The organism is Runella sp. MFBS21 (assembly GCF_029433105.1).
Classification (GTDB): Bacteria; Bacteroidota; Bacteroidia; order Cytophagales; family Spirosomataceae; genus Runella.
This window is the reverse complement of record NZ_JARNTW010000016.1, coordinates 107,160-129,224: the sequence shown is the minus strand read 5'-3', so window position 1 is coordinate 129,224 and position 22,065 is coordinate 107,160. Positions and strand designations below refer to the sequence as shown.

Here is a 22,065-nt window from a genome sequence, read left to right as displayed (position 1 = left end):
AGAGTTGCTCTAATGAGCAATAAAGGACAGATCCTCAAAAACGTAATCCTGCGTAATGCCGCCTAACATTGAAATACACCCCCTTTAACTAGGATGTCTACACTCAAAATAGCTGTGAGTTTGGCGTCACAAACAGTCTCTTCGATATCAATCATTGTGTCAAAATTCAAAGTCTATTGTAAAATACCTTGTTGAATTCTTTCTGAACATAGCAATGTCAAACTTTTAGCCAATTCGGTGATTCTTCAGTCGGCTGATTGACTCTAACTAAATAGCCATCAGGGTCTTTAAATTCAATTGATGTCATACCCAAGTGAGATTTTTTTGGGCCGTTGAAAAGTATACCATTTGCAGAAAGTCTGTCAATAACATTTTGCAAATTATCTGTAAGAAAACTTGTGACTATAGTTTTAGATGGCAAATGTGTTGATGTATTAAAATCAACCCCTGTAATTCCTGATTGAAAAACATTTAGCCCAGTTTCTTCAACAGAAGTTTCTAGTCCTAAAATCGAACTATAAAATGATTTACTTTTGCTTGGGTTGTTTGTGCCTAATTCAATTTCTTGTAGTCGTATTTTCATTTTATTTGAATTGTTTAGATAAAATAGGGATGGATGATTAGATTATAATTAAAATTTTGTCACTATAACTTTTGAGATTAATACTGTTTTGGTATAGCACATAACGGTTTTCGGCTTGGCGATGGGCGGGATTTTTAGGACTGAACTTCAATCGAAGAACGAAAGTTAAATTTTGCACTTCCGTTGATACGAAGCCATTCAGTCCGCCTATTACCAATGCGATGGTGGCGGTTTATTGTTTCCTTTTCTATATTTCTAATGTTTTTGGTAGTCCGTAAAATTTAATGCCGTTTATATTTTTTATAAAGATTGGCATTTCGTCTTTTCTACGCTTACTTAATGCCATTCCTCTGTCAGCTAATTCTGCCCAAGGTTCTGTCGAGCCGTATATGCTGTTCATAATTGCTGCTTCAAATCGTGCTCTTTCTCTTTTTTCAGGAATTTGGGCAACAAATACCCTAAACGATTTTAACTGTTCTTCTACGGCGCTTAGAATTTCGTCCTTTCGTTCGTTAAATTCTTCACGATGTGTTCTTGCGTATGACCAACCGTGCCAAATTTCTACTCGTCTGCCTTGCTCTGCTTCATTTATGTTAAACACTGTGTAATTGCCGCTTTTATACCCTAATGTATGTTGTCTAAATCTTTTTTTAGTAGATTTTGTTATTCCCGCACAATAAACCAAGTAGCCGTCTTTATATTCAAATGTCCAAAGATAAATGCCTTCTGTTTCAGGAATTGTGTCAAGGTTGTTATGATTTTCGTAACCTGTCCACGAAAATGGCCCTTGCCATTCTATTTCTCTAACTTCAATTTTTGATATGTCAGTTTGTTGTAATTCCACGCTTAGTTAGTCTTTCTTTTAAGAGCCGTCCTACAATGACCACTAACGGGCCGCGTATTGGCGATGGGCGGGATTTTTAGCACTGAACTTCAATCGAAGAACGAAAGTTAAATTTTGCACTTCCGTTGATACGAAGCCATTCAGTCCGCCACTTGCCAATACGATGTTACAGGCTGACGTTCTTGTCTTTATGCGTTTTTTAATTTGCATATTGTCCACTTGTTATGGTGTCCAAAATTCGTCTATTTCTTTTGTTCATTAAATCTAAGATATGGTCTTTATATTGTTGGTACTCGTCAATTGTCTGTGGTAATGGTGGTCTATTAAAATTGTCGAACGGTAATGAAAATTCAATTCGTTGATTTGGGTCAACAAAGTCTTGCAAATGGAAAAAGTCTACATAACCATTAAAGTCAATAAACAAGTCAAAAAAATCTTTGTAGTTTGTCAATGTCTTGGAAAGTGGGCTTTCTTCGTTTTGATAAAAACGTCTAATACACTCCAATGTCAAATCGAACCTGTCGCAAATTATTCTGCTTACACCTCTGGCTTGATTAACTGTAAAGCCATTTTTTTTGTGGGCAGGAAAAATTATATGCCCGCCAATTGTTCGCACTTTTTGTTTTAGTTCTTCTCGTTCCAAGTCTGAAAGCCAACCGTCAAATTTATTCCTGTACTTTCCGTCAAAATGTGGACACATACGGTCACTTGACAAATTTATACACAGATTATTTTTTAAAAGAAACCTGCCATAACTGTCGCCTTTAATTTCCAAAGTAAAAGTCCTACCATTTGGCAATTCTTTACTCCATAATAACTTATGAGCTTCATATAGTTTATGGCTGTCAGTGTCAGGGTCTCCACACTTACTGTCTTGTCGAAAGTCAAAGTCTATGTCAATTAAATTCATTTTTTAATGGTTGCTTTGTTAGTACATAAAATACGTAAACTTTCAAAAATTCAATAATTATCATAACCAGATTGCCAGGACTAATTGGTCGTTCATTTATAAACAATCAATCTAATTCAAAAAGAAATGCCCCCAAATAGATACTTGCAAAAATTCTATTTTTAAGTCCAGTGGAAATGGTCACAAGCAATATAAATAATTCAACGAAAAAATAGACTGAAAAAATTTTATGTGAATAGTCTGTTGTCCTAACATGAAGGAAGTATGATTGAAGCCCCTCAAGTCCAACAGTTAAAATTGTCAAATATGATGCTTTGTTGAAATATTTCTTCATCGCTTTCTGTTTCGTCTTTAAAGCTGACCGCTAACGGTTTGTTGCTTGGCGAAGGCAGGGCTTTGAAAAATGTCAGTCCAACTATAGTAAAAATGTGGATAGAAGTACAAATGCTCAATTGTTTCCGCACAGCTACCATATTGCTAAACCGATGTTAGCGGTTCGGGCCTTTCTCAACTTGTTCTATACGTACATCGATTGTGTGAGAAGCTCCAATTTTCCATTTTCCCTGTTCTTTCACATATATGTCTGCCCAACTGATATATTCTATTTCAATTTCATTTGTTTTTACGTTTTCATTAGTGACTTGATTTCTGTAAGTCAAAAGACCAATACTATCGAAAAATTGAAGTGTAACATTATCATACTTCACAAATGTGATTTTCCAATCAGAAGTCGTCAATCGATCTTGGATATACTCTTCTCTATTCAGTAAGCGGCCTTCACCAAAAAAAGTAAAGTTCTTAGACAGGATCGTATCGAAACCTACCCGATTCGGCGATTGCATGACTTGTGGCCATTTACGCTTCAATTCAATAATGTCAGCCGCATCTTTTTGTCGTTCACCTTCCTTTGAGTTGATAAGTGTGTACTTGTCAATTTTGATTGTCGATAGAAATGAATCTAGCTGATTAACTGTTAAGTTTAAAGGTTTGGACAACTCACTCTGTTTATTGTCTTTTGTGTCCTGATTAATATTACAGGATAAAACAGATAATGAAATAGTAATTGCAATTAATAGTATTCTCATGCCTCAGTTAATGAATAGGAAAGTCCGTTCCGGCCTGACCGCTAACGGATAGGACTTGGAGCTGTGGCGGTATTTTTAGCACAAAAGTTCATTAAAAGTACAGAACTTGGATTTAGCACTTCACTTTCATAGAAGCATTGAACCCCCACTTGCGTGTAGGTGCTGTTATCGGGTCGGCCTTCTTTCATGCAGCCAATGTTTTAGGTGTCAAAAGCAAGCAGATTTCTTTGATTCCAATGTTGATTTCAATTAAAATCGTGAAGGTGTCAAAGTCCCAAAATCTACCTTTCCAAGTTCCGCTTTTTATTTCTTCAATTTCTTTCTCCCAGTCAAATTCACCTTTGTTGTCAAGGTCAGAACCAAAAAGTTTAAATGCCTTATTTATTATTCCTTTATATTGTCTGTAAAAACTAAAATAGGAATAATTCTTTGTTCTACGCCTTAGCAAAATAAAGTCTTGATTATTTTCTTTAAAGCTCTCAATCTGATTGAAGAAGCCAAAATAACTGTGAAAGGGTTTAATGACTGTGGTGTTCCTGTTGAATTTAATTGATTGGTAGTTATCTACTACTAAACCATTTTTTATGTCATTTATAAGTAAGTCAAAAAGCATTTTAGGACTACTTTCGATTGAGTTTGATAGCAAGTAAAAAAACGGTATGAAATCATCAATATGGTAAACTTTCGTCTCTATTCCCAGAAGTCTGTATAATGCTTTTGTCTTTTTTAGAAATCCTTGGTCATCCGAAACTACATAATCACAAAAAGCACCATAGTAACTGTGATAACTATCATTCAGAATAGATCCGAACTTTACTTTTTTAGAAGGCTCTTTGCTAATTCCTAATAGGTCAAGGGTGAAATATGCATTAGTATAAAAATCATAATCTGTTATTCCCTTATCTCCATTCGGATTTAAATTGCCGTTAACATATTCAATAAACGTTTTCTGCAAGACTGAATTTTTAAGGTCGTCATTAAAGTCTATTTCATTAATGTCGATTGTGAACTTTCCATTATTTATATGCTTGTCAACCACATTTCGTAATCCCTTGTAAACTGATTTGTCATCTTCCATTGATTTGAGCATTCCCATAAAATGCTCACTCCATTCTAAAAGAGTCATTGGGTCTAAACCAACAGGAAGGATTTTATTTAAAGGATTTTTTATTTCATCGGGTATATCCTGAATTTGAGAAAATTCAAAATCAATTTTTTGATTTTCAAATAGGTCTTTGGCAAGTTTAATTTGTTCTTGTTGTTCGGGTGTTGCAAATTCTAAGTCTAAATCGTCGAACATTGTTGCAAATGATATTTCCGTATCATCTTCAATATCATTAAATGCTTCTCTTGGTTTAACTAAATAACAAGAAGTTCTCTTCTCTGTGGCGTGATATGAAAGATAGTTATCATCTACAATCGTTTCAATGAAGTCTAATTCTCTAAACTTAATTTTTGATTTGTCATTTTTTAAGTCAAGTAAATGTCCGTGAGAATAACAGAAAATAAAATGGTCTTTGTTTTTTAATAGGTCATTATATAGCTTTTGATATACAGGCTTGTCCCCTTTGAATAGGTGGCTAAATATCTGCTTATCAAAATATATTCTCTCCATTTGGTTCTGTTAGTTATTTCGCCTTTTAGGGTGCCCGATAACGGGTAGGAAATAGCCGAAGTTCCCTGAAATAAAGACCGGTTAGGTCGAAATGTAAGGGAGTTTCGCCTATACCCCAAATATACCTACTTTCTCTTCAATATGCCTTATGATTTTTTGTATTTGTAGGGAGATTTTTTTTCAATTGGTAAGGGAGTCGCTTGGAGTGAAGAAAATGGAGGTACGCCCGAGCGTTGTGCTATTTTTTGGAAACTACAAACTTCTAATTTCCCCTATAGCTGAAGGCCCAAATACGGAGATGTTGATTTTGAAGAAAATGAGGATAGCGCTGACCCTAAAGTGTATCTTCTACTTTTGCCCCCCTATTCAAATAAATAAGGAAGCAAAAGTAGAGGGGGCTTTTCTGCTGAGTGGTTGCAGTGGGAGGGAGCCACTTCCAAGAAGGAAGTTCTATTTCTTTGATGATTGCCTATTTTGTGCTTGTCGCGGCCTGTATTTGGGCAGGATAGCGCTCACCTACAATTGTGATGGTTGCTAAGGCAGCATTTATATTGGTTAGTTCGTCATGAGTCAGCGATACATGAATAGCGCCTATGTTTTCTTGTAAGCGATGTGATTTGGAGGTTCCGGGAATAGGCACAATCCAGGGTTTTTGGGCCAGCAACCAGCCTAATGCGATTTGGGCAGGCGTGGCGTTTTTGTCGGTCGCTATTGAAGTCACTAAGTCTACCAATGCTTGATTGGCTTCGCGGTTTTCTTTGCTAAAACGAGGCGACATGTTTCTAGTGTCGGCTTTGTCTAATGTGACATCTGCATTGATGGTGCCTGTCAGAAAGCCTTTGCCTAGTGGGCTAAAAGCCACCAATCCAATGCCTAATTCTTCTAAAGTAGGGATGATTTCGTGCTCTGGTTGGCGATAAAACATCGAATACTCGCTTTGCAAAGCCGTAACGGGCAAAACAGCATGTGCCTTGCGGATGGTATCGGCGGAGGCTTCCGACAGCCCAAAGTATTTTACTTTTCCTTGCTGGATTAAGTCTTTTACCGTTCCCGCCACTTCTTCGATAGGGACATTGGGGTCAAATCGATGTTGGTAAAATAGGTCAATCGCCTCGATTTTCAATCTTTTCAGGCAGGCTTCGGCGGTAGCTTTTATATTTGCGGGACTACTGTCTAAGCCCAGCATCATTTTACCTTCTCTAAAACCAAATTTGGTAGCAATCGTCACCTCGTTGCGGAAGGGGGCGAGTGCTTCGCCTACCAAAAGCTCGTTGTCGCCGTAGCCTTGGGCCGTGTCAAAAAACGTAATACCTTGCTCAACCGCCCCTTGCAATAATTGTATGCTTTCCTCTTTGGTGGGTGCATTGGGAAAGCTTAGTCCCATGGCACCAAAACCCAAAGCCGATACTTCTAAGCCGCTAGTTCCTAATTTTCTTGATTTCATTTTTTTGATTTTAAAATTTAACAACCCTGCAAAGGTTGTCTTAGAAAAAATGAAATCATTTGCCATTTGGCAAAAAGCGATTTTAGCGGATATTTTTTCTTATTCTACTCAAAGAAGATTGCGTAATTCCCAAATAAGAAGCAATGAAAGACAAAGGAACGCGATTGGCCAAGGTGGGAAACTGTTCGATAAAATCAAGATAACGCGTAGTGGCGTCTTGGGAAACTAACTCACTTCTTCTCTCCAGTTTTTCTCTATGATGTTTGGCCATTATTTTTTGGATAATAACTTCCCAACCCACAATGGTTTCTCCGATTTCTTGCCAATTATTTTTTGAAAACACCACTATTTTACAGTCTGTAATGGCTTGTAGGTATTCTGAAGGAATGTATTCGCCTTCGTACATAGGCCCATCCAAAATCAGGTGGTTTTCATCTACAAAATACCGAGTATTTTCTTCGCCACTATTGGTATAATAATACACCCGCAATACTCCTTCTGTGATGAAACCAATCTGCCTTACCATTTTTCCGGCTTTCCAATAAAATTCGTCTTTACGAAGCTCTAAAGTGGTGGCTTTGCTCATAATAAGGTCAATTTGCTGCTTATTCAAATGACCAAATTGTAATATGTATTCAATAAAAGGTTCCATTTAGTGCGTTCTTTGATAGATAGTGAAGGCGTGGAAATTATGAAATAGCAGAAATAGGATAGAAATCGAAATAAAGAACCAACGTCTAAACGGCCAATTGAAATAAAAAGAATCTCCAATCAGCCCGATACCTATTAACCATAACAAGGGAGTGTAAGAAGGAGCCGTAAATCCCATACTACTATTGCTCCATTCACTATCGGGAAATAAGATTAAAACTAGCCAAGAGGTAAAGTACAATAAAACGCCGCCTAAGTATATATACAACCCTCTTTTCTGTGTTGGGGTGGAAATACGGAGAGGCATCAGAAAAGTAAGCATAAACACCATTGCTCGTGAAATATTTTCTCCATAGGTCAGCAAAGTTGGAATGTCTTTCCAGAATATTTCTGGCTGAAAATATTTCGGCAATTGATTGGTCAATACCATATTCCAAATCATGATTGGAATAGTTAACACAAAACAGTTGGTAGCGTATTTCTTGATTGTTTTTAAGCTCATTCTTGGGTTTAATTAAACGATTGCCTAAATTCTAGGGGAGACAATTGCGTTTTTGTTTTAAACAACTTACTGAACGATTGCAAATGCTCAAACCCCAATTCATAAGCAATTTCGCTGACCGTTAAGTCGGTGGTTGAAAGTTTCTCTTTGGCTTTTTCGATTAGTTTTTCATGAATGAGCTGTTGGGTACTTTGTCCAGTCAGGGATTTTAGCAAGCTCCGCAAATAACTTGGCGATACAAGCAGGTGCTCAGAAATATATTGAACCGTGGGCAAGCCGTTTGATATTAAATCATCATCATTGAAATAGTCGGAAAGCAAAGTTTCCAAACGGTCAAGTATCTGATGACTACTTTTTTTTCGGGTAATAAACTGACGTTGATAAAACCGCTCGGCATAGTTGAGCAGGGTTTCTAAATGAGAAACGATGATGTCTTGACTAAATTTGTCGATATTGGATTCGTATTCGTTTTTGATGTTTTCAATAATACCATTGATGAGCGTTTCTTCTTTGTCCGACAAAAACAAGGCTTCGTGGGTGGCATAATCAAAGAAGTCATATTGCTTTATTTTTTTTGCAAGGCTTGTACTCCACAAAAAATCGGGGTGTATAAATAGCATCCATCCTTCCAGATTTTCGGAAGGGCCGTTTGCTTCGCCTCGCAATAGCTGTCCGGGCGACATAAAGGCCATTAAGCCTTCATCAAAGTCATAGCGTTGTTGGCCGTAGTGAAGTTTGTCGCAATTTCTTTTGAGAGAAATAACATACAAGTCAAAACACACCGCTTGTATGTCGGGATGAGCCTGTAATCCTGCTAAATTTATGGTGCCAATAAGGGGATGCTGAGGCTTGGGTAAGCCCATCAACCGATGAATTTCGGTGATGGACTTTATTCTGTAAGGTGTTGAATGTGCCATAGTACAAAGTTAATACTACTTTTTAAAAGGATATTTTAGCCAAATCATAATGAGTGGCATTATCAAAAAAGGAATTTCTATCAATACCATTTTTAAATTCCCAGCTCGCAACGCCAAGGCTATTATCAACACAATGCTCATGGCGTTTAGGACATTGCCCCAAAAGAATGTTTTAGGAATAAGCAGCAAAATCCCAACCAAAATCGTCAATGCGCCCATTAGAGGAATGACCGATTCACTGATGCCCAACTCATCCATCATTTTTAAGGATTGGGGATTGTTTTTATAATTAAAAGTATCCCACCCGTGCTTGAAACTGAGGGCTACCGACACGATCAATAGCGCCAAAGAAATAAGGTTCTTTATCATTTTTTGTTTGCTTTAAATTTTTTAAACTCTCTATGTCCAAATTTCAAAAGTGTATTGGGTATAAGCCTGCTTAAGATTTTTATTACACTAATTGTTGCCGGTTTGAGTTCTGATTTATCTTTCAACAGCCCTTTAATAGCAACACTTACCATTTTATCTACGTCCATCATCATACCGGGATTGGGCTTAACGGCCCAGTCATTTTGTAGGTTGGTATTCACACCAGGAGGTATCATTTCAAATACTTTCACATGGGTATCTTCTAGTTGTAATCTCAAGGCTTGCGTATAGGCACGTACGCCTGCTTTGGTGGCGCTATAAATAGGAGCCGACGAATAAGCCATAAAAGCAATGCCTGAGGATACATTGACAATCGCCGCCGATTTTTGCTTCAACAAATGAGGCAAAAACTGATGCACCATTTGGATGGTACCCGTAAGATTGGTAGCGACTTCACGGTTTATATTTTCCAAGTCCAAACGGCTGTCTTGCAAGTCTATCAACCGCATCAGGCCGGCGTTATTGATGATGATATTGAGCTGAGGGAATTGTTGGGTGACGTCTTTGTAAAGTTGCTCAATGTCTTTAGGATTGCTTACATCACTTTGGAAAGTATGTACATGGGGAAACTTGTTTTTGGTTTCTTTCAATGCGAGCGAGTTACGGCCTGTCACGATGATGTTGGCTCCTTCGTTGGTAAGTTGTTTTACAAACTCTAAACCGATTCCGCTCGTTCCTCCTGTGATAAGGATGGTGCTATTTTTTAGTTCCATTTTTTCTGTTTTAAATTGATGATACAAAGGTCGTCAGCAATCATAAGACAGATTTAGTCAAAACAACTTTTGGTTTAGTCAAAAAGAATAAAGTCGATTTTGAACAGAAATGCCTTCAAAAATCCGTTCACATGGCTGATGTGAAAGCAGAGAGTCTGCTAGTTGGATGAAAAGAGGTAATAATTAAGAAAATGAATGCTGAATTGTATGGATAGGAATCGAAAACATCCTAAAATACGCTAATTTAGCGGTTCTAGTGCTGTGAGGCCTAGAAACCTCAACCAACCCAGAAAAACTTTTAAAGATGACACACACCAGTCAGCGAATTCAGGTGATTGATGCAATTCGCGGCATAGCATTGTTTGGAATACTTGTGTTTAATATTCAGACTTATGCCCTGTTTGCCTTTCTTGAACCATCGCAAGTCGATCAGTTGCAGCTAGACCAGCCCCAGTCCTATGCTCCTTTGCAGTTTGTATTTCATGTGTTAGTAAATGCTCAGTTTTATACCATCTATAGTTTTTTGTTTGGTCTTGGGTTTTATATGCTGACTCAGAAAAATGAGCAATTAGGACTCAATAGCACTAAAATATTCAAAAGTCGTTTGTGGATACTTCTGCTTTTGGGGCTCATTCATGGACTTATCTTTTGGTTTGGAGATATTCTGCACAAGTACGCTTTGTTTGGATTTACGCTCCTTTATTTTAACAAGAAATCCACTAAAACCCTTTACCAATGGATGGCAGGAATCATGCTATTTTCGGCGGTACTGCGGACTGTCATTATCTTTTTGACTCCCCCCAACACCGATAGCCACGAAATAAGCCCCGTGATAATGCAAGTCCTAAATACATGGCAACACGGTTCGTTTGCGGCGGTGGTTGGTATGCAGAAATTAGGAGTGGCGATGCTTTGGTTTATGGGTCTAAAAAATGGATTATCCGGAATTGCTCATTATCTAGTGATGTTTATACTTGGACTGATCGCTGGTAAAAGTAACTTCTTCTTACGTATTCCAGCACTAAAGCAAAAGATGCTGAAAATAGCCTTTTTTGTTTTTCCGTTAGCACTTTTACTCAAAGCCTTTGCCAGCTTAAATATATTGGGCATACAAGTACTCGAAGGTCTGCCTGAACCTTGGCAAGAATCCATTATTTCGTTGGCCAATTTTATAGCCGTTCCTTTTATCGCGGTTTGTTACCTTATATTTCTCTCTGTCTTTTTGTTTGAAAGCACCTCCATAATTTTTAAGTGGATAAGCAATGCTGGAAAGATAGGTTTGACCAACTATCTGATGCAGACCGTTTTGTGTATGATATTGTTTTATGGCTACGCGTTGGGTTTTTCAGGAAAATTGACGCTACTAGAGACTTTCATCTGGGTAATTCCGATTTATTGTTTCCAACTTCTTTTTAGTACTATTTGGCTTAGATACTACAAAACAGGTCTCGTCGAAAATCTGTGGAGAAAACTTTCAAGTGCTTTGGTGTCAAAGACCTCCTAGGAATGACTTGCTGATGGTGTGGGTAGTTTTTTTAAAAAAACGGCTTCATGTATTCTATTTGGGAAATATCTTTTTTTTTATGCTCTCTCTTCAGCACGAAATATTTATGGAAGTGGCTCGTTCGTTAAGTTTTACAAAAGCTGGGCAAAGTCTCTTTTTAAGCCAATCAGCTATCAGTAAACACATCAAGTCACTGGAATATCATTATAAAACAGGTTTGTTTGAACGACATGGGAATACGATTTCGTTGACACTTGCTGGCAATATCCTGTATCGGAAATTGTTGGAAGCCACACAATTGAAGGAGGAGCTTCACGAACAATTGCGTCAAGTCAACGAGAATTTTCTGCCGATGACCAAACTGGCTATTGGTGCCAGCACCACCATTAGTTTGTATGTTATTCCACCCGTATTGTCGGCCTATTTACGTTTGAAATCTAATTTGCGAATAAGTGTTCTCAACCGAAATTCAAATAATGTTCAAAAAGCTTTGATTGAACATGAAATCGACGTAGGGATTGTGGAGGGGCTGCATCGTATCAATACGCTGACTTATACTCCCTTTCTTCAAGATAAAGTTGTGGCAGTTTGTTCAAAAAATAGCCCCCTTCGCTACCGGAAACTTACCCTTGAGGATTTGCCTTCGATACCCTTGGCACTTCGCGAGAATGGGTCGGGTACCCTAGCCGTAGTCGAAAACGAACTCAATGCACATGGAATCAAAATAGCAGATTTGCGTATTTTGATTCGATTGGGCGGGACAGAAGCATTAAAAAATTTTGTACTAGCCGATCATTGTTTGGCTTTTATGCCACAGAGGGCAATTTCCAAAGAGCTGACAACGGGTGAATTGGTAGAGGTGGAAGTTGAAAAACTTACTATTGAGCGGACTTTCTTTTTTATCCAGCGTAAAGGCACTGAAAATCATACGTCGGTCAATGAGTTCATTCGCTTTACGCAGAGATACTATGCAAAAATGGAATAACTCATTACAAAAAAGCGTTTGACGGGGTAGAGGTGAGGTACTAATTTTCGGAAAAAATCCCTCATGCAAATGATACACACCTCGTCGCTATTGGAAGAATTGGAATGCTCTTCTTGCGGATGTACCTATCTACCTTCCATTGTTCATACTTTATCCGTTTGCTGTCAGGCTCCTTTATTGAGCCGCTATCAACTAGCACCCATTTCTAAAGAACGGCTTTTGACAAGACCCAAAAATCTTTGGCGTTATCGAGAGCTATTGCCTGTGATAGATGAAGAAAATCAAGTAAGTTTAGGGGAAGGGTATACGCCTATCCTATCTCTTCCGCAATTGGCCCGCCGTTATGACCTGCCTTCGATGTGGTTAAAAGACGAAGGGCTCAATCCTACAGGTTCGTTTAAAGCAAGAGGATTGTGTATGGCTATTTCAAAAGCCAAAGAATTGGGCATACAAACTTGTATTGTTCCGACAGCAGGCAATGCTGGAGTCGCGATGGCGGCCTATTGTGCACGTGCGGGACTGGAAGCAATCGTCGTGATGCCTGACCATACTCCCGAGGCTTTTAAGGAAGAATGTCGGGCTTATGGCGCGCAGGTCATCGTGGTACATGGCTTAATTAATGATTGTGCTGCTAAAGTACAAGAGCTCAATCAGGACGGTAGGTATTTTGACGTATCTACTTTGAAGGAACCTTATCGCTTGGAAGGTAAAAAAACAATGGGATACGAGATTGCCGAACAGTTTGATTGGAAGTTGCCCGACGTGATTCTGTATCCCACAGGGGGAGGCACGGGTTTGATAGGCATTTGGAAAGCTTTTCGTGAAATGCAAACCTTAGGTTGGTTGTCAGATACACAACGCTTACCACGGATGGTTGCTGTGCAAAGTCAAAATTGCAGCCCGGTTGTGGATACATTTTTGGGAAAACAAACCAATAGCCGACAATACGTCGGTAAGCCTACTTTGGCGAATGGCCTGGCAGTGCCTCGACCTCTTGGCGAACCTCTTATGCTGCAAACTTTGACAGAATCTAACGGAACAGCAGTGGCGGTATCGGAAGATGAACTTGTAGATGGTGTGGGGGAAATTGGTAAATATGAAGGGATGTTTGTAGCGCCGGAGGGAGGGGCTATTTGGGCTGCTTATAAAAAACTAAAACAACAAGCTTGGTTGAAGTCCGATGATCAAGTCCTTCTTTTAAACACGGGTTCAGGACAAAAATACTTGGACAATCTCAAAGGAAAATGGAGCCGTAGACCATAAATATAGCGAAATATAATAAGAGTATGATTATGTAAATATCTGATAAATAGTGCTTTGGGTGTTTTTTGGTAATTTTTTTTTTAGGATGAAATCTGTGGGGAAGCAGATTCACGTAAGTCTGTTCGTAATGAAAATTACCACAACTAACCAATTGTAAACACTAATTTTTATCAAAAACAATCATGAAAAAAATCGTAATGTTTTTCGTTTCGGCGTTGTTTGTCAGCGCGTCTTTTGCCCAAGAAAAAACCGTAGAAGTGGGTGGTGCACCCATGTACCCTTCCAAAAACATCGTTGAAAATGCCGTTAATTCTAAAGACCACACTACATTGGTAGCGGCTGTGAAAGCGGCAGGTCTGGTAGAAACTCTCCAAAGTGCAGGGCCTTTTACGGTGTTTGCACCTACCAATGCGGCCTTTGATAAATTGCCAGCAGGCACGGTAGAATCACTGGTAAAACCCGAAAACAAAAAAACATTGACCACCATTTTGACCTATCACGTAGTAGCGGGCAAAATGGATTCAAAGGCTATCGCAGCGGCGATCAAAGCAGGAGGAGGGACCGCCACTTTCAAGACTGTACAAGGGGGTACGCTTAAGGCCATGATGAAAGGTAAAAAATTGGTGCTATCTGATGAGAAGGGTGGTATGGCGACCGTCACTATCAAAGACGTATATCAAAGCAATGGCGTAATTCATGTGATTGATACGGTAGTAATGCCAGGAGCGGGTTCGTAATGTATGTAGAACAATCGTGAAGTGAGCAATGTGAGGTCAAATAGCGGTAGAGGTGACTTGGTCATTTTCTGCCGCTATTTTGTATATATGAAGAGCTAGGTGTGGTTGGGAGAGAGTAGGTGGTTTCAAAACAAACTTCCTTGAAGGCCGCCTTTTTCGTATTCAATGAGCCATTTTTTGCGCCAAAGTCCCCCAGCATAGCCCGTAAGACTGCCATCTGAGCCAATGACGCGGTGGCAGGGCACTATCAACCAAATAGGATTTTTTCCATTGGCAGCAGCGGCTGCCCGAATCGATTTTTCGTCCCCCAAACGACGCGCTAACTCTAAGTAGGAAATAGTACGGCCAAAAGGAATTTTTAGTAATTCTTCCCAAACTCTTTTCTGAAAATCGGTACCTTGAGGATTGAGCTGTAGGTCAAAGGTATTGCGCTCTCCTCTGAAATATTCGCTTAGCTGCTGATGGGCTTGCCGTAATTCGGGCGGAATCATATTCGTCAAAAGCTCAGGAGAGGCATCTAGAATACTGACTTCTCTAATACCGTCGGCATCACCTTCAATGTAAGTTACTCCAAGGGGTGTTTGCAAATATGCAACAGACATAGGGGTAGTTTGATAAAATTAAAATAAAAGTAGGAAACTCTTGCATGGAATTGTAATTTTGCGGGCAAATTTTTTAAAACAACTAAATATGTCTGCTGTCGTCGAAACGGCCAGTTTATTGGCCGACCGCATTAACGCGCTTGAGGAATCTTCTACGTTGGGGATGACCAAAAAAGCACGCGAATTGGCCGCACAAGGTCATAAAGTGATTAGCTTGAGTGTCGGTGAACCCGATTTCAAGACCCCGAAGCACATCTGTGAAGCTGCGAAGCAAGCGATTGATGAAGGATACCACGGATACTCGCCCGTGGCTGGTTATGCTGATTTGCGTAAGGCAATTGCTGATAAGTTTAAGAATGAAAATAATATAAATTGGAAGCCTGAAAACATCGTTGTATCTACGGGAGCAAAACACTCATTGGCCAATGTGATTCAGGTATTGGTAAATCCCGGCGATGAAGTGGTTATCTTGTCGCCTTACTGGGTGAGCTATTCTGAAATGGTGAAGCTTGCTGAAGGCAAATCGGTGATTGTGGAAGGTAGCTTTGACAATGATTTCAAAGTAACTCCTGACCAGCTTCAAGATGCCATCACTGAGCGTACACGTGTAGTGATGTTTGCTTCGCCCAATAATCCTACCGGTTCGGTATATTCGGAAGCCGAGCTACGGGCATTGGCCAAAGTCATCGAAAAGTATGATAATATTTTTGTATTGGCCGACGAAATCTACGAGTACATCAATTTTACACCCCAAGGTCACTTTAGTATTGGGTCTATTCCTGAGATTCATGACCGCGTGATTACAGTCAATGGAGTAGCAAAAGGCTATGCCATGACAGGCTGGCGGATTGGCTACATCGGTGCGGCTAAGTGGATTGCAGATGGCGTAGAAAAATTGCAAGGCCAAGTCACTTCGGGTACGGGTTCGATTTCGCAACGTGCCGCGCTTGCCGCGATAACAGGCCCTAAAGATGCTGCCAAAGAAATGTGCGAAGCCTACGAGCGTCGTCGTGGGTTGGTGGTAGGGCTGTTGAAAGAAATTCCTGGTTTTAAAGTAAACATGCCCCAAGGTGCTTTCTATGCCTTCCCAGATATTAGCTATTATTTTGGTAAAAATGATGGCAAAACGGCTATCAACAATTCGGACGATTTTTGCATGTGGTTGCTCAACGAAGCTTTTGTTGCTACGGTAGCAGGTTCGGGTTTTGGCGCCCCAAACTGTATGCGAATCTCTACCGCTGCTTCTGACGAAAATCTCGTAGAAGCATGTCGCCGCATCAAAGAAGCGGTTGCAAAATTGCAGTAGTAGTTTGTGGTTGACCCAAAAATCAAAAGGGCTGTTTCAATCAATTGAGACAGCCCTTTTGTATGGGAACAAGATGGTTGAAAATTTTACATTCCTTTCAGCACATTCCACATTTCATCAGCTACAAGCTGATTGCCGGCGTCGTTGAGGTGAACGCGGTCGGTGGTGAGGATATTTTTCTCGTCGTTGTTGGGGTTGTTTTTGAGATTATAATCCAAAAATGCTTTACGCAAATCTACCAAAGGTAAGTTGTGCTTTTTGGCAAGATTTCGAATCATCTGGGAATATTGATTGAGGTCGCCGTCTTGTTGGTTAGAAAAATCGGTACGTTCGCCAATCGCGGCAGGAGTGCATAGGGCTACTTTGATATTGGCCGCTTGGAGTTTTTTCAAGATAGCTTCATAAAATTTCAGGAATTTGTCGGGGTCGGTGCCGGTGCCGTGAGAGGCCTTGTGCCATACGTCGTTGACGCCTATATAAATAAGAACAATGTTGGGTTTTTTGGCGAGTACATCTTCTTCCATCCGCAGATAAAGGTCATACACTTTGTTGCCGCCGATACCTGCCCCTATCAGCTCATATTTGTTTTTAAGGCCTTGTTTTTCGAGCATTTCGCCCATTTTGACGATGTAGCCGCCGGGTCTTACCCCTGCTTGGGTGATAGAGTCGCCAAAGAAAATGATTCGGATAGGGTTGTCTTGTTGGGCAGCCAAAAGCGGAAGTGTAAAAAAGCTAAGTTTGAGATAGCGAAGGAATTTTTTCATGATCGACATCGGAAAAATGGATAAGTAAGTATTTATTTTAAAGACAAAAGACCAAATGAACTCAATTCTAACAGCTACAGAGCTTAACTAAAAAGCCCCAGGATATCGTCTTTGGTGAGTTTTTTGAGAAAACCTGCTTCGGTCGAAATGAGGTCGTCGGCAAGGGCACGTTTGCGATTTTGGAGTTGAATGATTTTTTCTTCGACCGTGTCTTTACAAATCATTCGATAGGCAAAAACGCGTTTTGTCTGACCTATGCGGTGTACGCGGTCGATGGCTTGCTGCTCTACGGCGGGGTTCCACCACGGGTCGACAAGATAGACATAATCAGCCTCCGTGAGATTGAGACCTACGCCCCCTGCTTTAAGGCTCATCAAAAACACCCTACATTGGTCATCTCCCTGAAAACGGTTGACGCGTTCGGCGCGGTCTTGGGTTTGGCCGTCGAGGTATTCGTAGGGGATGCGGTCTCGTTCAAGTTTGACTTTGATGAGGTCAAGCATTTTGAGAAACTGACTGAAAATCACAATTTTGTGGTGAGAAGCATTTTCTTCGATTTCACGCACTATTTCTTCTAGTTTGACCGATTCGTGTCCATAATCTTCGTCGTCCGAAAGCAGGGCAGGGGAGTCGCAGATTTGGCGTAGTTTGAGCAGTCCTTCTAATATCAAAAAAGAGGCTTGTTCGCGGCCCACTTCGTCCATTTTTCCCGCAATCATATCACGGTATTTGTCCCGAAAAGCATTATAAACTTTACGTTGACGTTTGTCCATTTCGCAATAGAGCACCGTTTCGGTTTTTTCGGGTAAGTCTTTGGCTACTTCTTCCTTGGTGCGTTTGAGCATAAAAGGATAAATCAAACGACGAAGCTCCGTAGCGCGACCTTTGTCTTGGTATTTGTCGATAAGCGTGGCGTATTCGGTACGGAAAAAATCTTCGTTTCCCAAAAAGCCAGGGTTTAAGAAATCAAACTGAGAATACAGGTCAAAAGTATTGTTTTCGACAGGGGTACCTGTCATGGTCAGACGATTTTGGGCGTTGAGCAGTTTCACTGCCTTGGCAATCATCGAATCAGGGTTTTTGATGGCTTGCGCTTCGTCGAGTACCACGTAGTGAAACCGAAACTTTTGGAGCATCTCAATATCTGACCTCACCGAGCCATAAGTGGTGATAATGAGGTCGTAGGCATTGAAAATATGAGTCGTGCGGCTGCGTTGGGGGCCAGTATGGACGTATAATTTCAAATCTGGACAAAACTTGGCAGCTTCTGCTTGCCAATTGAAAATCAGGGTTTTGGGAACGACTATTAAGTGGACGCCTTTGGGGTTGCGGTTTTTTTGTTCTTGCAAAAAAGTAAGCATTTGCAAGGTTTTTCCTAATCCCATATCATCAGCAAGACAGCCACCCCAGCCAAATTCATCTAAAAAATGCAGCCATTTATAGCCTTCTTCTTGGTAAGGTCTTAGTTTGGCATCAATGTTTTTGGGGAGTTTAATCTTCTTGATTTCGGTAAAATTGAGCAGTTTTTCGCGTTTTTCATCCAACTCTCTGAGTAACTTAGGATTTTCGATGTACTCTTTGTAGCGTTCCAAAATCGTAAAGTGTTGTTTAGAAAGCCGTAATACGCCTTTTTTGTCGTCTACTTTACTAAATCTAAACAGCTGGGCGTACTGCGCGAGCCATTCTTCAGGCAATAGCCCAAAAGAACCGTCTTTGAGTTCGATGTAATTTTGTTTTTTGAGAACAGCTTTGCGCACATCCGCCAACGAAACAGATTGGTCCCCAAAAGTAATTTCAATCTGTAAGTCAAACCAGTCGATGCCCGAAGAGTTTCGGATTTTGAAACTTACTTTGTTGGGGTTGTACCGAAACTTCTTGAGGTTGTTAAAGCCAAAAAGTTTGGTTTCGTTTTGGTGCAAAGCCTCGTAAAATTGAAACAACCAATTGTTTTCCAACACTTTTTCGGAAGGTAGATAGAAATATTCGTCGGTTTGGTGGGCAAAAAGCGGATGTTGTTTTTGCAGAAACTGCACAAAATTTTCTTCGGCGTCGTGGTCACGGTATTGAATTTGTACGGTATCGTTGAGGGCGTTGACGCGGGCTTTTCTAAAATCACGAGAGAGTTCTACTTCGTCGTTGTCGTCGCTGTTGTAGGCAAATACTGGCACAATCATCAAATTGTCGTCGGCCTCTTTTAGATACACTCGGCCTTCTTTCCATTCAAGCTCGGTTTTGACAATGGCTTGGTTGGGGCCAAAATCGAGCGAAAACTGATCGGCTAGTGGGATGACAAACCCGTTAAAAAACGCATCATCACGCACGGTACGTAGCTTAACTGCACCTCCTAGTTCAAAAAAATGTCGCGCTACTTTTGCCGCCGCTGCCGAACGAAAGCGGCACAACTGTTGATTGGGTAAAATGCAGAGCCAATACGTACCTACATCTTTTAACTCCTGAAAAGGGATAAGGTCATCGTTTTGGCGTCTTACAAAAGCCTCTAAAGTTGTTTCTTGCTCATTTCGATTGAGTTTGAAATGTAGGTCAAGGGGTGCTTCGTGGATTTCGACATTTGTACCAGCAGTGCCATAAGAATCTGTTTTTGTATTGATACGAATCGCTCGTCCCACCATCAAAGGAAAAAGCTTTTCGAGAACTTTCCCCGTGATTTCGATAGCATCATCCATCGCTTCACTACTGTATTTGAGGTTCCATGAGGAGTTTGAGATTTTGTGGCCACGCTGCCGAAGGGTGTCATGCAAAAACGTTTGAGTCAATAATCGACTAGTTTTGAGGATTTCGGCGTCGATGGCGTCTCCTACGGGGCGATCCTTATCATTCCATCCAATACGCTGGATATTGGTGATTTTTCCTGTTTTGCTATTGAGATGTCCTTGAGCCAGTTCTATTTCAAAAAAGGGGAGTTGTTGGGTGCTAAATTGTTCAAATAAATAAACAAAGACCTGTGTCCCAGGATGATTCTCAATGGGTACAAATGGATGTGGGGACTTAATAGGTAGGGTACTTTTGAGAATATTTTCCCATTTGATACCCGTAATTGGCTGAATACTTTTGTCTACCACAATGAGTTCGAGCTGCCCATACGGAGAGAGTTTGAAATCAAATTTTCCCGATAGGTTGTCGTTGGTGGAATAACCGTATTTTGCCAAAAGAGCATTTTTTTCTAATGTCCAATCTTTGAGCAGCTCTAGTGCGAAGGGGCCGCGTTGTTTTTGGAGCCAAACTAGCACGCCCATCATGTGTTCGCAGAGTGGGGAAGTGAGCTCTTGGTGGCAGGTGCACGAAAACTGGTATTTGTGTTTTTCGAGCCGTTGGATAGCTATCTGGTAGGCACCACTTTTTTTGAGAGATAGCTCAAACTTTTCATAGCTTGCACGCTGCTCTAGGGAGCTTATATTGAGATAATGCCGGCGACTAGGCCAAAAGCTTATCGGAACCTGAGGTTGAATTTGGCTATCTTCGATGTTTCTAAGTACCATCGTCGATGCTTTCATTTGAAAAAGGGTGGGTTTTAGAAACTCAATTTTTTTCTTGGGTGCTTGGCGTGAGGCTTCCGATATATCGATGATGATTTTTTTGAGGTCTTGTACTGTACTAGATTTGGCTTGACCAAAATCACGATTGATATGCTCTTCTAAGGCTATCGCGGCGGCTACACCATGCTTGCAAGGATAGTTTTCGGAAGGACAATCACAATAGCACTCTATGGCTTCGGGGTCGTCCATGCTGGAGAATTCTACTTCGTATTTTTCGGAGCTAGATTGGCTAGTTACTTTGAACTTGGCGCCGTAGAACTCCCCGTCAAAACTCACAATCTTTACGCCGCCATTTCGGTATATTTCATGGGCGCGCTGGCGAACTGCGCTCGAAGCTTCTTTTTTGAGAGCGGCCAAACTTTCTAAAATTAAGCCTTTATAATAAGCCATAGGTAGGTTTTGTCAGGATGTCGATGAATTTTATGATACGCTTTCTCTTAAATACTCTTCCGGAACATCATAAAGTTCATTTTCGACTTCTTTCATTTTAGGGAATTTGACAGTGTCGGGCTGAATACCGTATCTAAATTTAACTTCTGAAAGCGTAAACGAAAAGCCCCGTTTGGTGGTTGAAAGTAGAGGGAAATCTACGCGTACTTGGTATACCACTCCCTCCACAAACTCGTAGGGTGGCTTGCGATAGAGGGTAAGTATATCGACTTGTACGCGGTCGCCGACTTGAAAAGGCGACTTGATTTCGGAATATGGAAAGGATAATATCATAATGTGCGCGAATTACGACAAAACTACCCACCTTTGCAACGGTAAATGCGTCTTAGTCGTATATTGAAAATGAAACAAGAACGCTGAAATTCATGATTCGATTTGTACTATTGGGGTTATTGTTAAGTAATTTGGGAGTAGTCGCTTTCGCTCAAATAGAAGATTATTATCGCCCTCAAAAACGATACATAACCCCCGTCCTTGTGACCCATCCAGATTTAGTATTGAGCAAAAACCATTGGTACATGGGAATCGAGGGAGGAGGTAAATGGAATGGCGCGTCAGCAACCAACAATTTGCTAGGCTTGCTTTCTCCTCAAAAAGGATACACAGATAGCTATGCAGGAGCCTATGTGGGCTATTTACACAATCTTAAGTGGGCACTTGAATTGGGATACACCCGAAATCCCTCCAATGCCCTGATGGGGGTAAGGGCCTCGCCGTCGTTTCGGTACCGAATAACGGACTTACAGCATTCTATCCCTTTACGTTTCAAATGGCGGGTCGTAAAATTAGGATTTGTTCAAAAACGCTCGGGGATTTATGTGTCGGGTGGGATGGTATGGACGCCTACCCGTAAATTACAGACACTCAAACAATTTCAGCTTTATGGATTATCGCGCTCCGGAGCTCATAATGGCGTCGATACCCTGATCGTTGAAAATGAATCGTACACGACAGGACGTGCCAAAGTCGAACTCGAAGGCGGGGTAGAGTTTGTGGGGCGTATTGGAAAAAAATTTGAGATAGTGGCGTATGGTCGTATGTTATATGCCAAATCAGCCGCCTTGGAATCTACAACGCAGCTGTTTGTCAACGGCGTGGAAGAAAACAAATCAGTCTTGAGCCTACAGCCTAAGAGTTATCAGTTTGGGGTAGCGCTTAGGTACTTATTTGTGCGTGATACTTACCGTAGCAATTATGATTTATGACC

At 40.6% G+C, this 22,065-nt stretch carries 21 protein-coding genes; 6 read left to right on the top strand and 15 right to left on the bottom strand.

The window, feature by feature from the left end:
- Positions 1-217 precede the first annotated feature (217 nt).
- The 11 genes from P1X15_RS24105 to P1X15_RS24055 all read right to left on the bottom strand — a co-directional run bounded on the left by P1X15_RS24105 (position 218) and on the right by P1X15_RS24055 (position 9,693).
- Complete coding sequence (locus P1X15_RS24105) at positions 218-583, bottom strand: VOC family protein (RefSeq protein WP_277340697.1); 366 nt, start codon at positions 581-583, stop codon at positions 218-220.
- A gap of 247 nt (positions 584-830) precedes the next feature.
- On the bottom strand, positions 831-1,427 hold the full coding sequence (locus P1X15_RS24100; protein WP_277340696.1) for a hypothetical protein: 597 nt from the start codon (positions 1,425-1,427) through the stop codon (positions 831-833).
- Between the two features lie 199 nt (positions 1,428-1,626).
- Entirely contained in the window at positions 1,627-2,337 is a 711-nt protein-coding gene (locus tag P1X15_RS24095; RefSeq protein WP_277340695.1) for a DUF6994 family protein, read from the bottom strand.
- Between the two features lie 488 nt (positions 2,338-2,825).
- Complete coding sequence (locus P1X15_RS24090) at positions 2,826-3,422, bottom strand: nuclear transport factor 2 family protein (RefSeq protein ID WP_277340694.1); 597 nt, start codon at positions 3,420-3,422, stop codon at positions 2,826-2,828.
- Between the two features lie 184 nt (positions 3,423-3,606).
- Complete coding sequence (locus P1X15_RS24085) at positions 3,607-5,037, bottom strand: hypothetical protein (protein WP_277340693.1); 1,431 nt, start codon at positions 5,035-5,037, stop codon at positions 3,607-3,609.
- Between the two features lie 469 nt (positions 5,038-5,506).
- A complete protein-coding gene (locus tag P1X15_RS24080) occupies positions 5,507-6,481 on the bottom strand; it encodes an aldo/keto reductase (protein ID WP_277340692.1) in 975 nt (324 codons plus the stop codon).
- 82 nt (positions 6,482-6,563) lie between these two features.
- Entirely contained in the window at positions 6,564-7,133 is a 570-nt protein-coding gene (locus P1X15_RS24075; RefSeq protein ID WP_277340691.1) for a Crp/Fnr family transcriptional regulator, read from the bottom strand.
- Positions 7,134-7,634, bottom strand: a complete 501-nt coding sequence (locus P1X15_RS24070) for a hypothetical protein (RefSeq protein WP_277340690.1) — start codon at positions 7,632-7,634, stop codon at positions 7,134-7,136. It abuts the gene before it with no gap.
- Positions 7,635-7,642: 8 nt separating this feature from the next.
- Positions 7,643-8,551 carry an AraC family transcriptional regulator gene (locus P1X15_RS24065; protein WP_277340689.1) on the bottom strand — a complete coding sequence of 303 codons (909 nt, stop codon included), beginning with the start codon at positions 8,549-8,551 and terminating at the stop codon, positions 7,643-7,645.
- A gap of 15 nt (positions 8,552-8,566) precedes the next feature.
- Positions 8,567-8,920, bottom strand: coding sequence for a hypothetical protein (locus P1X15_RS24060; protein WP_277340688.1), 354 nt, complete (start codon positions 8,918-8,920; stop codon positions 8,567-8,569).
- The gene (locus P1X15_RS24055; RefSeq protein ID WP_277340687.1) at positions 8,917-9,693 is read right to left on the bottom strand and encodes an SDR family oxidoreductase; all 777 of its coding nucleotides are present in this window, start codon (positions 9,691-9,693) and stop codon (positions 8,917-8,919) included. The genes P1X15_RS24060 and P1X15_RS24055 overlap by 4 nt, the downstream gene beginning before the upstream one ends.
- Positions 9,694-9,997: 304 nt before the next feature.
- Here P1X15_RS24055 and P1X15_RS24050 point away from each other — a divergent pair, with 304 nt between their 5' ends.
- The 4 genes from P1X15_RS24050 to P1X15_RS24035 all read left to right on the top strand — a co-directional run bounded on the left by P1X15_RS24050 (position 9,998) and on the right by P1X15_RS24035 (position 14,182).
- Positions 9,998-11,197 carry a DUF418 domain-containing protein gene (locus P1X15_RS24050; protein WP_277340686.1) on the top strand — a complete coding sequence of 400 codons (1,200 nt, stop codon included), beginning with the start codon at positions 9,998-10,000 and terminating at the stop codon, positions 11,195-11,197.
- A gap of 79 nt (positions 11,198-11,276) precedes the next feature.
- Positions 11,277-12,182 (top strand): LysR family transcriptional regulator, encoded by a 906-nt coding sequence (locus P1X15_RS24045; RefSeq protein ID WP_277340685.1) that lies wholly within the window; start codon positions 11,277-11,279, stop codon positions 12,180-12,182.
- 69 nt (positions 12,183-12,251) lie between these two features.
- Complete coding sequence (locus tag P1X15_RS24040; RefSeq protein ID WP_277340684.1) at positions 12,252-13,445, top strand: threonine synthase; 1,194 nt, start codon at positions 12,252-12,254, stop codon at positions 13,443-13,445.
- A 182-nt stretch (positions 13,446-13,627) separates the two neighbouring features.
- Positions 13,628-14,182: a fasciclin domain-containing protein gene (locus P1X15_RS24035; protein WP_277340683.1), complete on the top strand. Its 555-nt coding sequence runs from the start codon at positions 13,628-13,630 to the stop codon at positions 14,180-14,182.
- Between the two features lie 125 nt (positions 14,183-14,307).
- Here P1X15_RS24035 and P1X15_RS24030 read toward each other — a convergent pair whose 3' ends face one another.
- Positions 14,308-14,784 (bottom strand): methylated-DNA--[protein]-cysteine S-methyltransferase, encoded by a 477-nt coding sequence (locus tag P1X15_RS24030; RefSeq protein ID WP_277340682.1) that lies wholly within the window; start codon positions 14,782-14,784, stop codon positions 14,308-14,310.
- A gap of 88 nt (positions 14,785-14,872) precedes the next feature.
- On the opposite strand from P1X15_RS24030, the gene P1X15_RS24025 reads away from it, so the two are divergent.
- On the top strand, positions 14,873-16,090 hold the full coding sequence (locus tag P1X15_RS24025; protein ID WP_277340681.1) for a pyridoxal phosphate-dependent aminotransferase: 1,218 nt from the start codon (positions 14,873-14,875) through the stop codon (positions 16,088-16,090).
- An 86-nt stretch (positions 16,091-16,176) separates the two neighbouring features.
- Here P1X15_RS24025 and P1X15_RS24020 read toward each other — a convergent pair whose 3' ends face one another.
- The 3 genes from P1X15_RS24020 to P1X15_RS24010 form a co-directional block, all read right to left on the bottom strand.
- The gene (locus P1X15_RS24020; protein WP_277340680.1) at positions 16,177-16,854 is read right to left on the bottom strand and encodes an SGNH/GDSL hydrolase family protein; all 678 of its coding nucleotides are present in this window, start codon (positions 16,852-16,854) and stop codon (positions 16,177-16,179) included.
- 83 nt (positions 16,855-16,937) lie between these two features.
- A complete protein-coding gene (locus tag P1X15_RS24015; RefSeq protein ID WP_277340679.1) occupies positions 16,938-20,798 on the bottom strand; it encodes an SNF2-related protein in 3,861 nt (1,286 codons plus the stop codon).
- 30 nt (positions 20,799-20,828) lie between these two features.
- Positions 20,829-21,131 (bottom strand): hypothetical protein, encoded by a 303-nt coding sequence (locus P1X15_RS24010; RefSeq protein ID WP_277340678.1) that lies wholly within the window; start codon positions 21,129-21,131, stop codon positions 20,829-20,831.
- A gap of 92 nt (positions 21,132-21,223) precedes the next feature.
- Between P1X15_RS24010 and P1X15_RS24005 the strand changes: the two genes are divergently transcribed.
- Positions 21,224-22,063 carry a hypothetical protein gene (locus P1X15_RS24005; protein WP_277340677.1) on the top strand — a complete coding sequence of 280 codons (840 nt, stop codon included), beginning with the start codon at positions 21,224-21,226 and terminating at the stop codon, positions 22,061-22,063.
- Positions 22,064-22,065: the final 2 nt, after the last annotated feature.

What these genes read in the sequence shown, in the direction of transcription:
- P1X15_RS24095 (WP_277340695.1), bottom strand. Translation starts at nt 2,337, where the DNA reads ATGAATTTAATTGACATAGACTTTGACTTTCGACAAGACAGTAAGTGT.
- P1X15_RS24075 (WP_277340691.1), bottom strand. Translation starts at nt 7,133, where the DNA reads ATGGAACCTTTTATTGAATACATATTACAATTTGGTCATTTGAATAAG.
- P1X15_RS24055 (WP_277340687.1), bottom strand. Translation starts at nt 9,693, where the DNA reads ATGGAACTAAAAAATAGCACCATCCTTATCACAGGAGGAACGAGCGGA.
- P1X15_RS24045 (WP_277340685.1), top strand. Translation starts at nt 11,277, where the DNA reads ATGCTCTCTCTTCAGCACGAAATATTTATGGAAGTGGCTCGTTCGTTA.
- P1X15_RS24020 (WP_277340680.1), bottom strand. Translation starts at nt 16,854, where the DNA reads ATGAAAAAATTCCTTCGCTATCTCAAACTTAGCTTTTTTACACTTCCG.
- P1X15_RS24030 (WP_277340682.1), bottom strand. Translation starts at nt 14,784, where the DNA reads ATGTCTGTTGCATATTTGCAAACACCCCTTGGAGTAACTTACATTGAA.
- P1X15_RS24060 (WP_277340688.1), bottom strand. Translation starts at nt 8,920, where the DNA reads ATGATAAAGAACCTTATTTCTTTGGCGCTATTGATCGTGTCGGTAGCC.
- P1X15_RS24015 (WP_277340679.1), bottom strand. Translation starts at nt 20,798, where the DNA reads ATGGCTTATTATAAAGGCTTAATTTTAGAAAGTTTGGCCGCTCTCAAA.
- P1X15_RS24080 (WP_277340692.1), bottom strand. Translation starts at nt 6,481, where the DNA reads ATGAAATCAAGAAAATTAGGAACTAGCGGCTTAGAAGTATCGGCTTTG.
- P1X15_RS24065 (WP_277340689.1), bottom strand. Translation starts at nt 8,551, where the DNA reads ATGGCACATTCAACACCTTACAGAATAAAGTCCATCACCGAAATTCAT.
- P1X15_RS24010 (WP_277340678.1), bottom strand. Translation starts at nt 21,131, where the DNA reads ATGATATTATCCTTTCCATATTCCGAAATCAAGTCGCCTTTTCAAGTC.
- P1X15_RS24105 (WP_277340697.1), bottom strand. Translation starts at nt 583, where the DNA reads ATGAAAATACGACTACAAGAAATTGAATTAGGCACAAACAACCCAAGC.
- P1X15_RS24005 (WP_277340677.1), top strand. Translation starts at nt 21,224, where the DNA reads ATGATTCGATTTGTACTATTGGGGTTATTGTTAAGTAATTTGGGAGTA.
- P1X15_RS24050 (WP_277340686.1), top strand. Translation starts at nt 9,998, where the DNA reads ATGACACACACCAGTCAGCGAATTCAGGTGATTGATGCAATTCGCGGC.
- P1X15_RS24040 (WP_277340684.1), top strand. Translation starts at nt 12,252, where the DNA reads ATGATACACACCTCGTCGCTATTGGAAGAATTGGAATGCTCTTCTTGC.
- P1X15_RS24025 (WP_277340681.1), top strand. Translation starts at nt 14,873, where the DNA reads ATGTCTGCTGTCGTCGAAACGGCCAGTTTATTGGCCGACCGCATTAAC.
- P1X15_RS24070 (WP_277340690.1), bottom strand. Translation starts at nt 7,634, where the DNA reads ATGAGCTTAAAAACAATCAAGAAATACGCTACCAACTGTTTTGTGTTA.
- P1X15_RS24090 (WP_277340694.1), bottom strand. Translation starts at nt 3,422, where the DNA reads ATGAGAATACTATTAATTGCAATTACTATTTCATTATCTGTTTTATCC.
- P1X15_RS24035 (WP_277340683.1), top strand. Translation starts at nt 13,628, where the DNA reads ATGAAAAAAATCGTAATGTTTTTCGTTTCGGCGTTGTTTGTCAGCGCG.
- P1X15_RS24085 (WP_277340693.1), bottom strand. Translation starts at nt 5,037, where the DNA reads ATGGAGAGAATATATTTTGATAAGCAGATATTTAGCCACCTATTCAAA.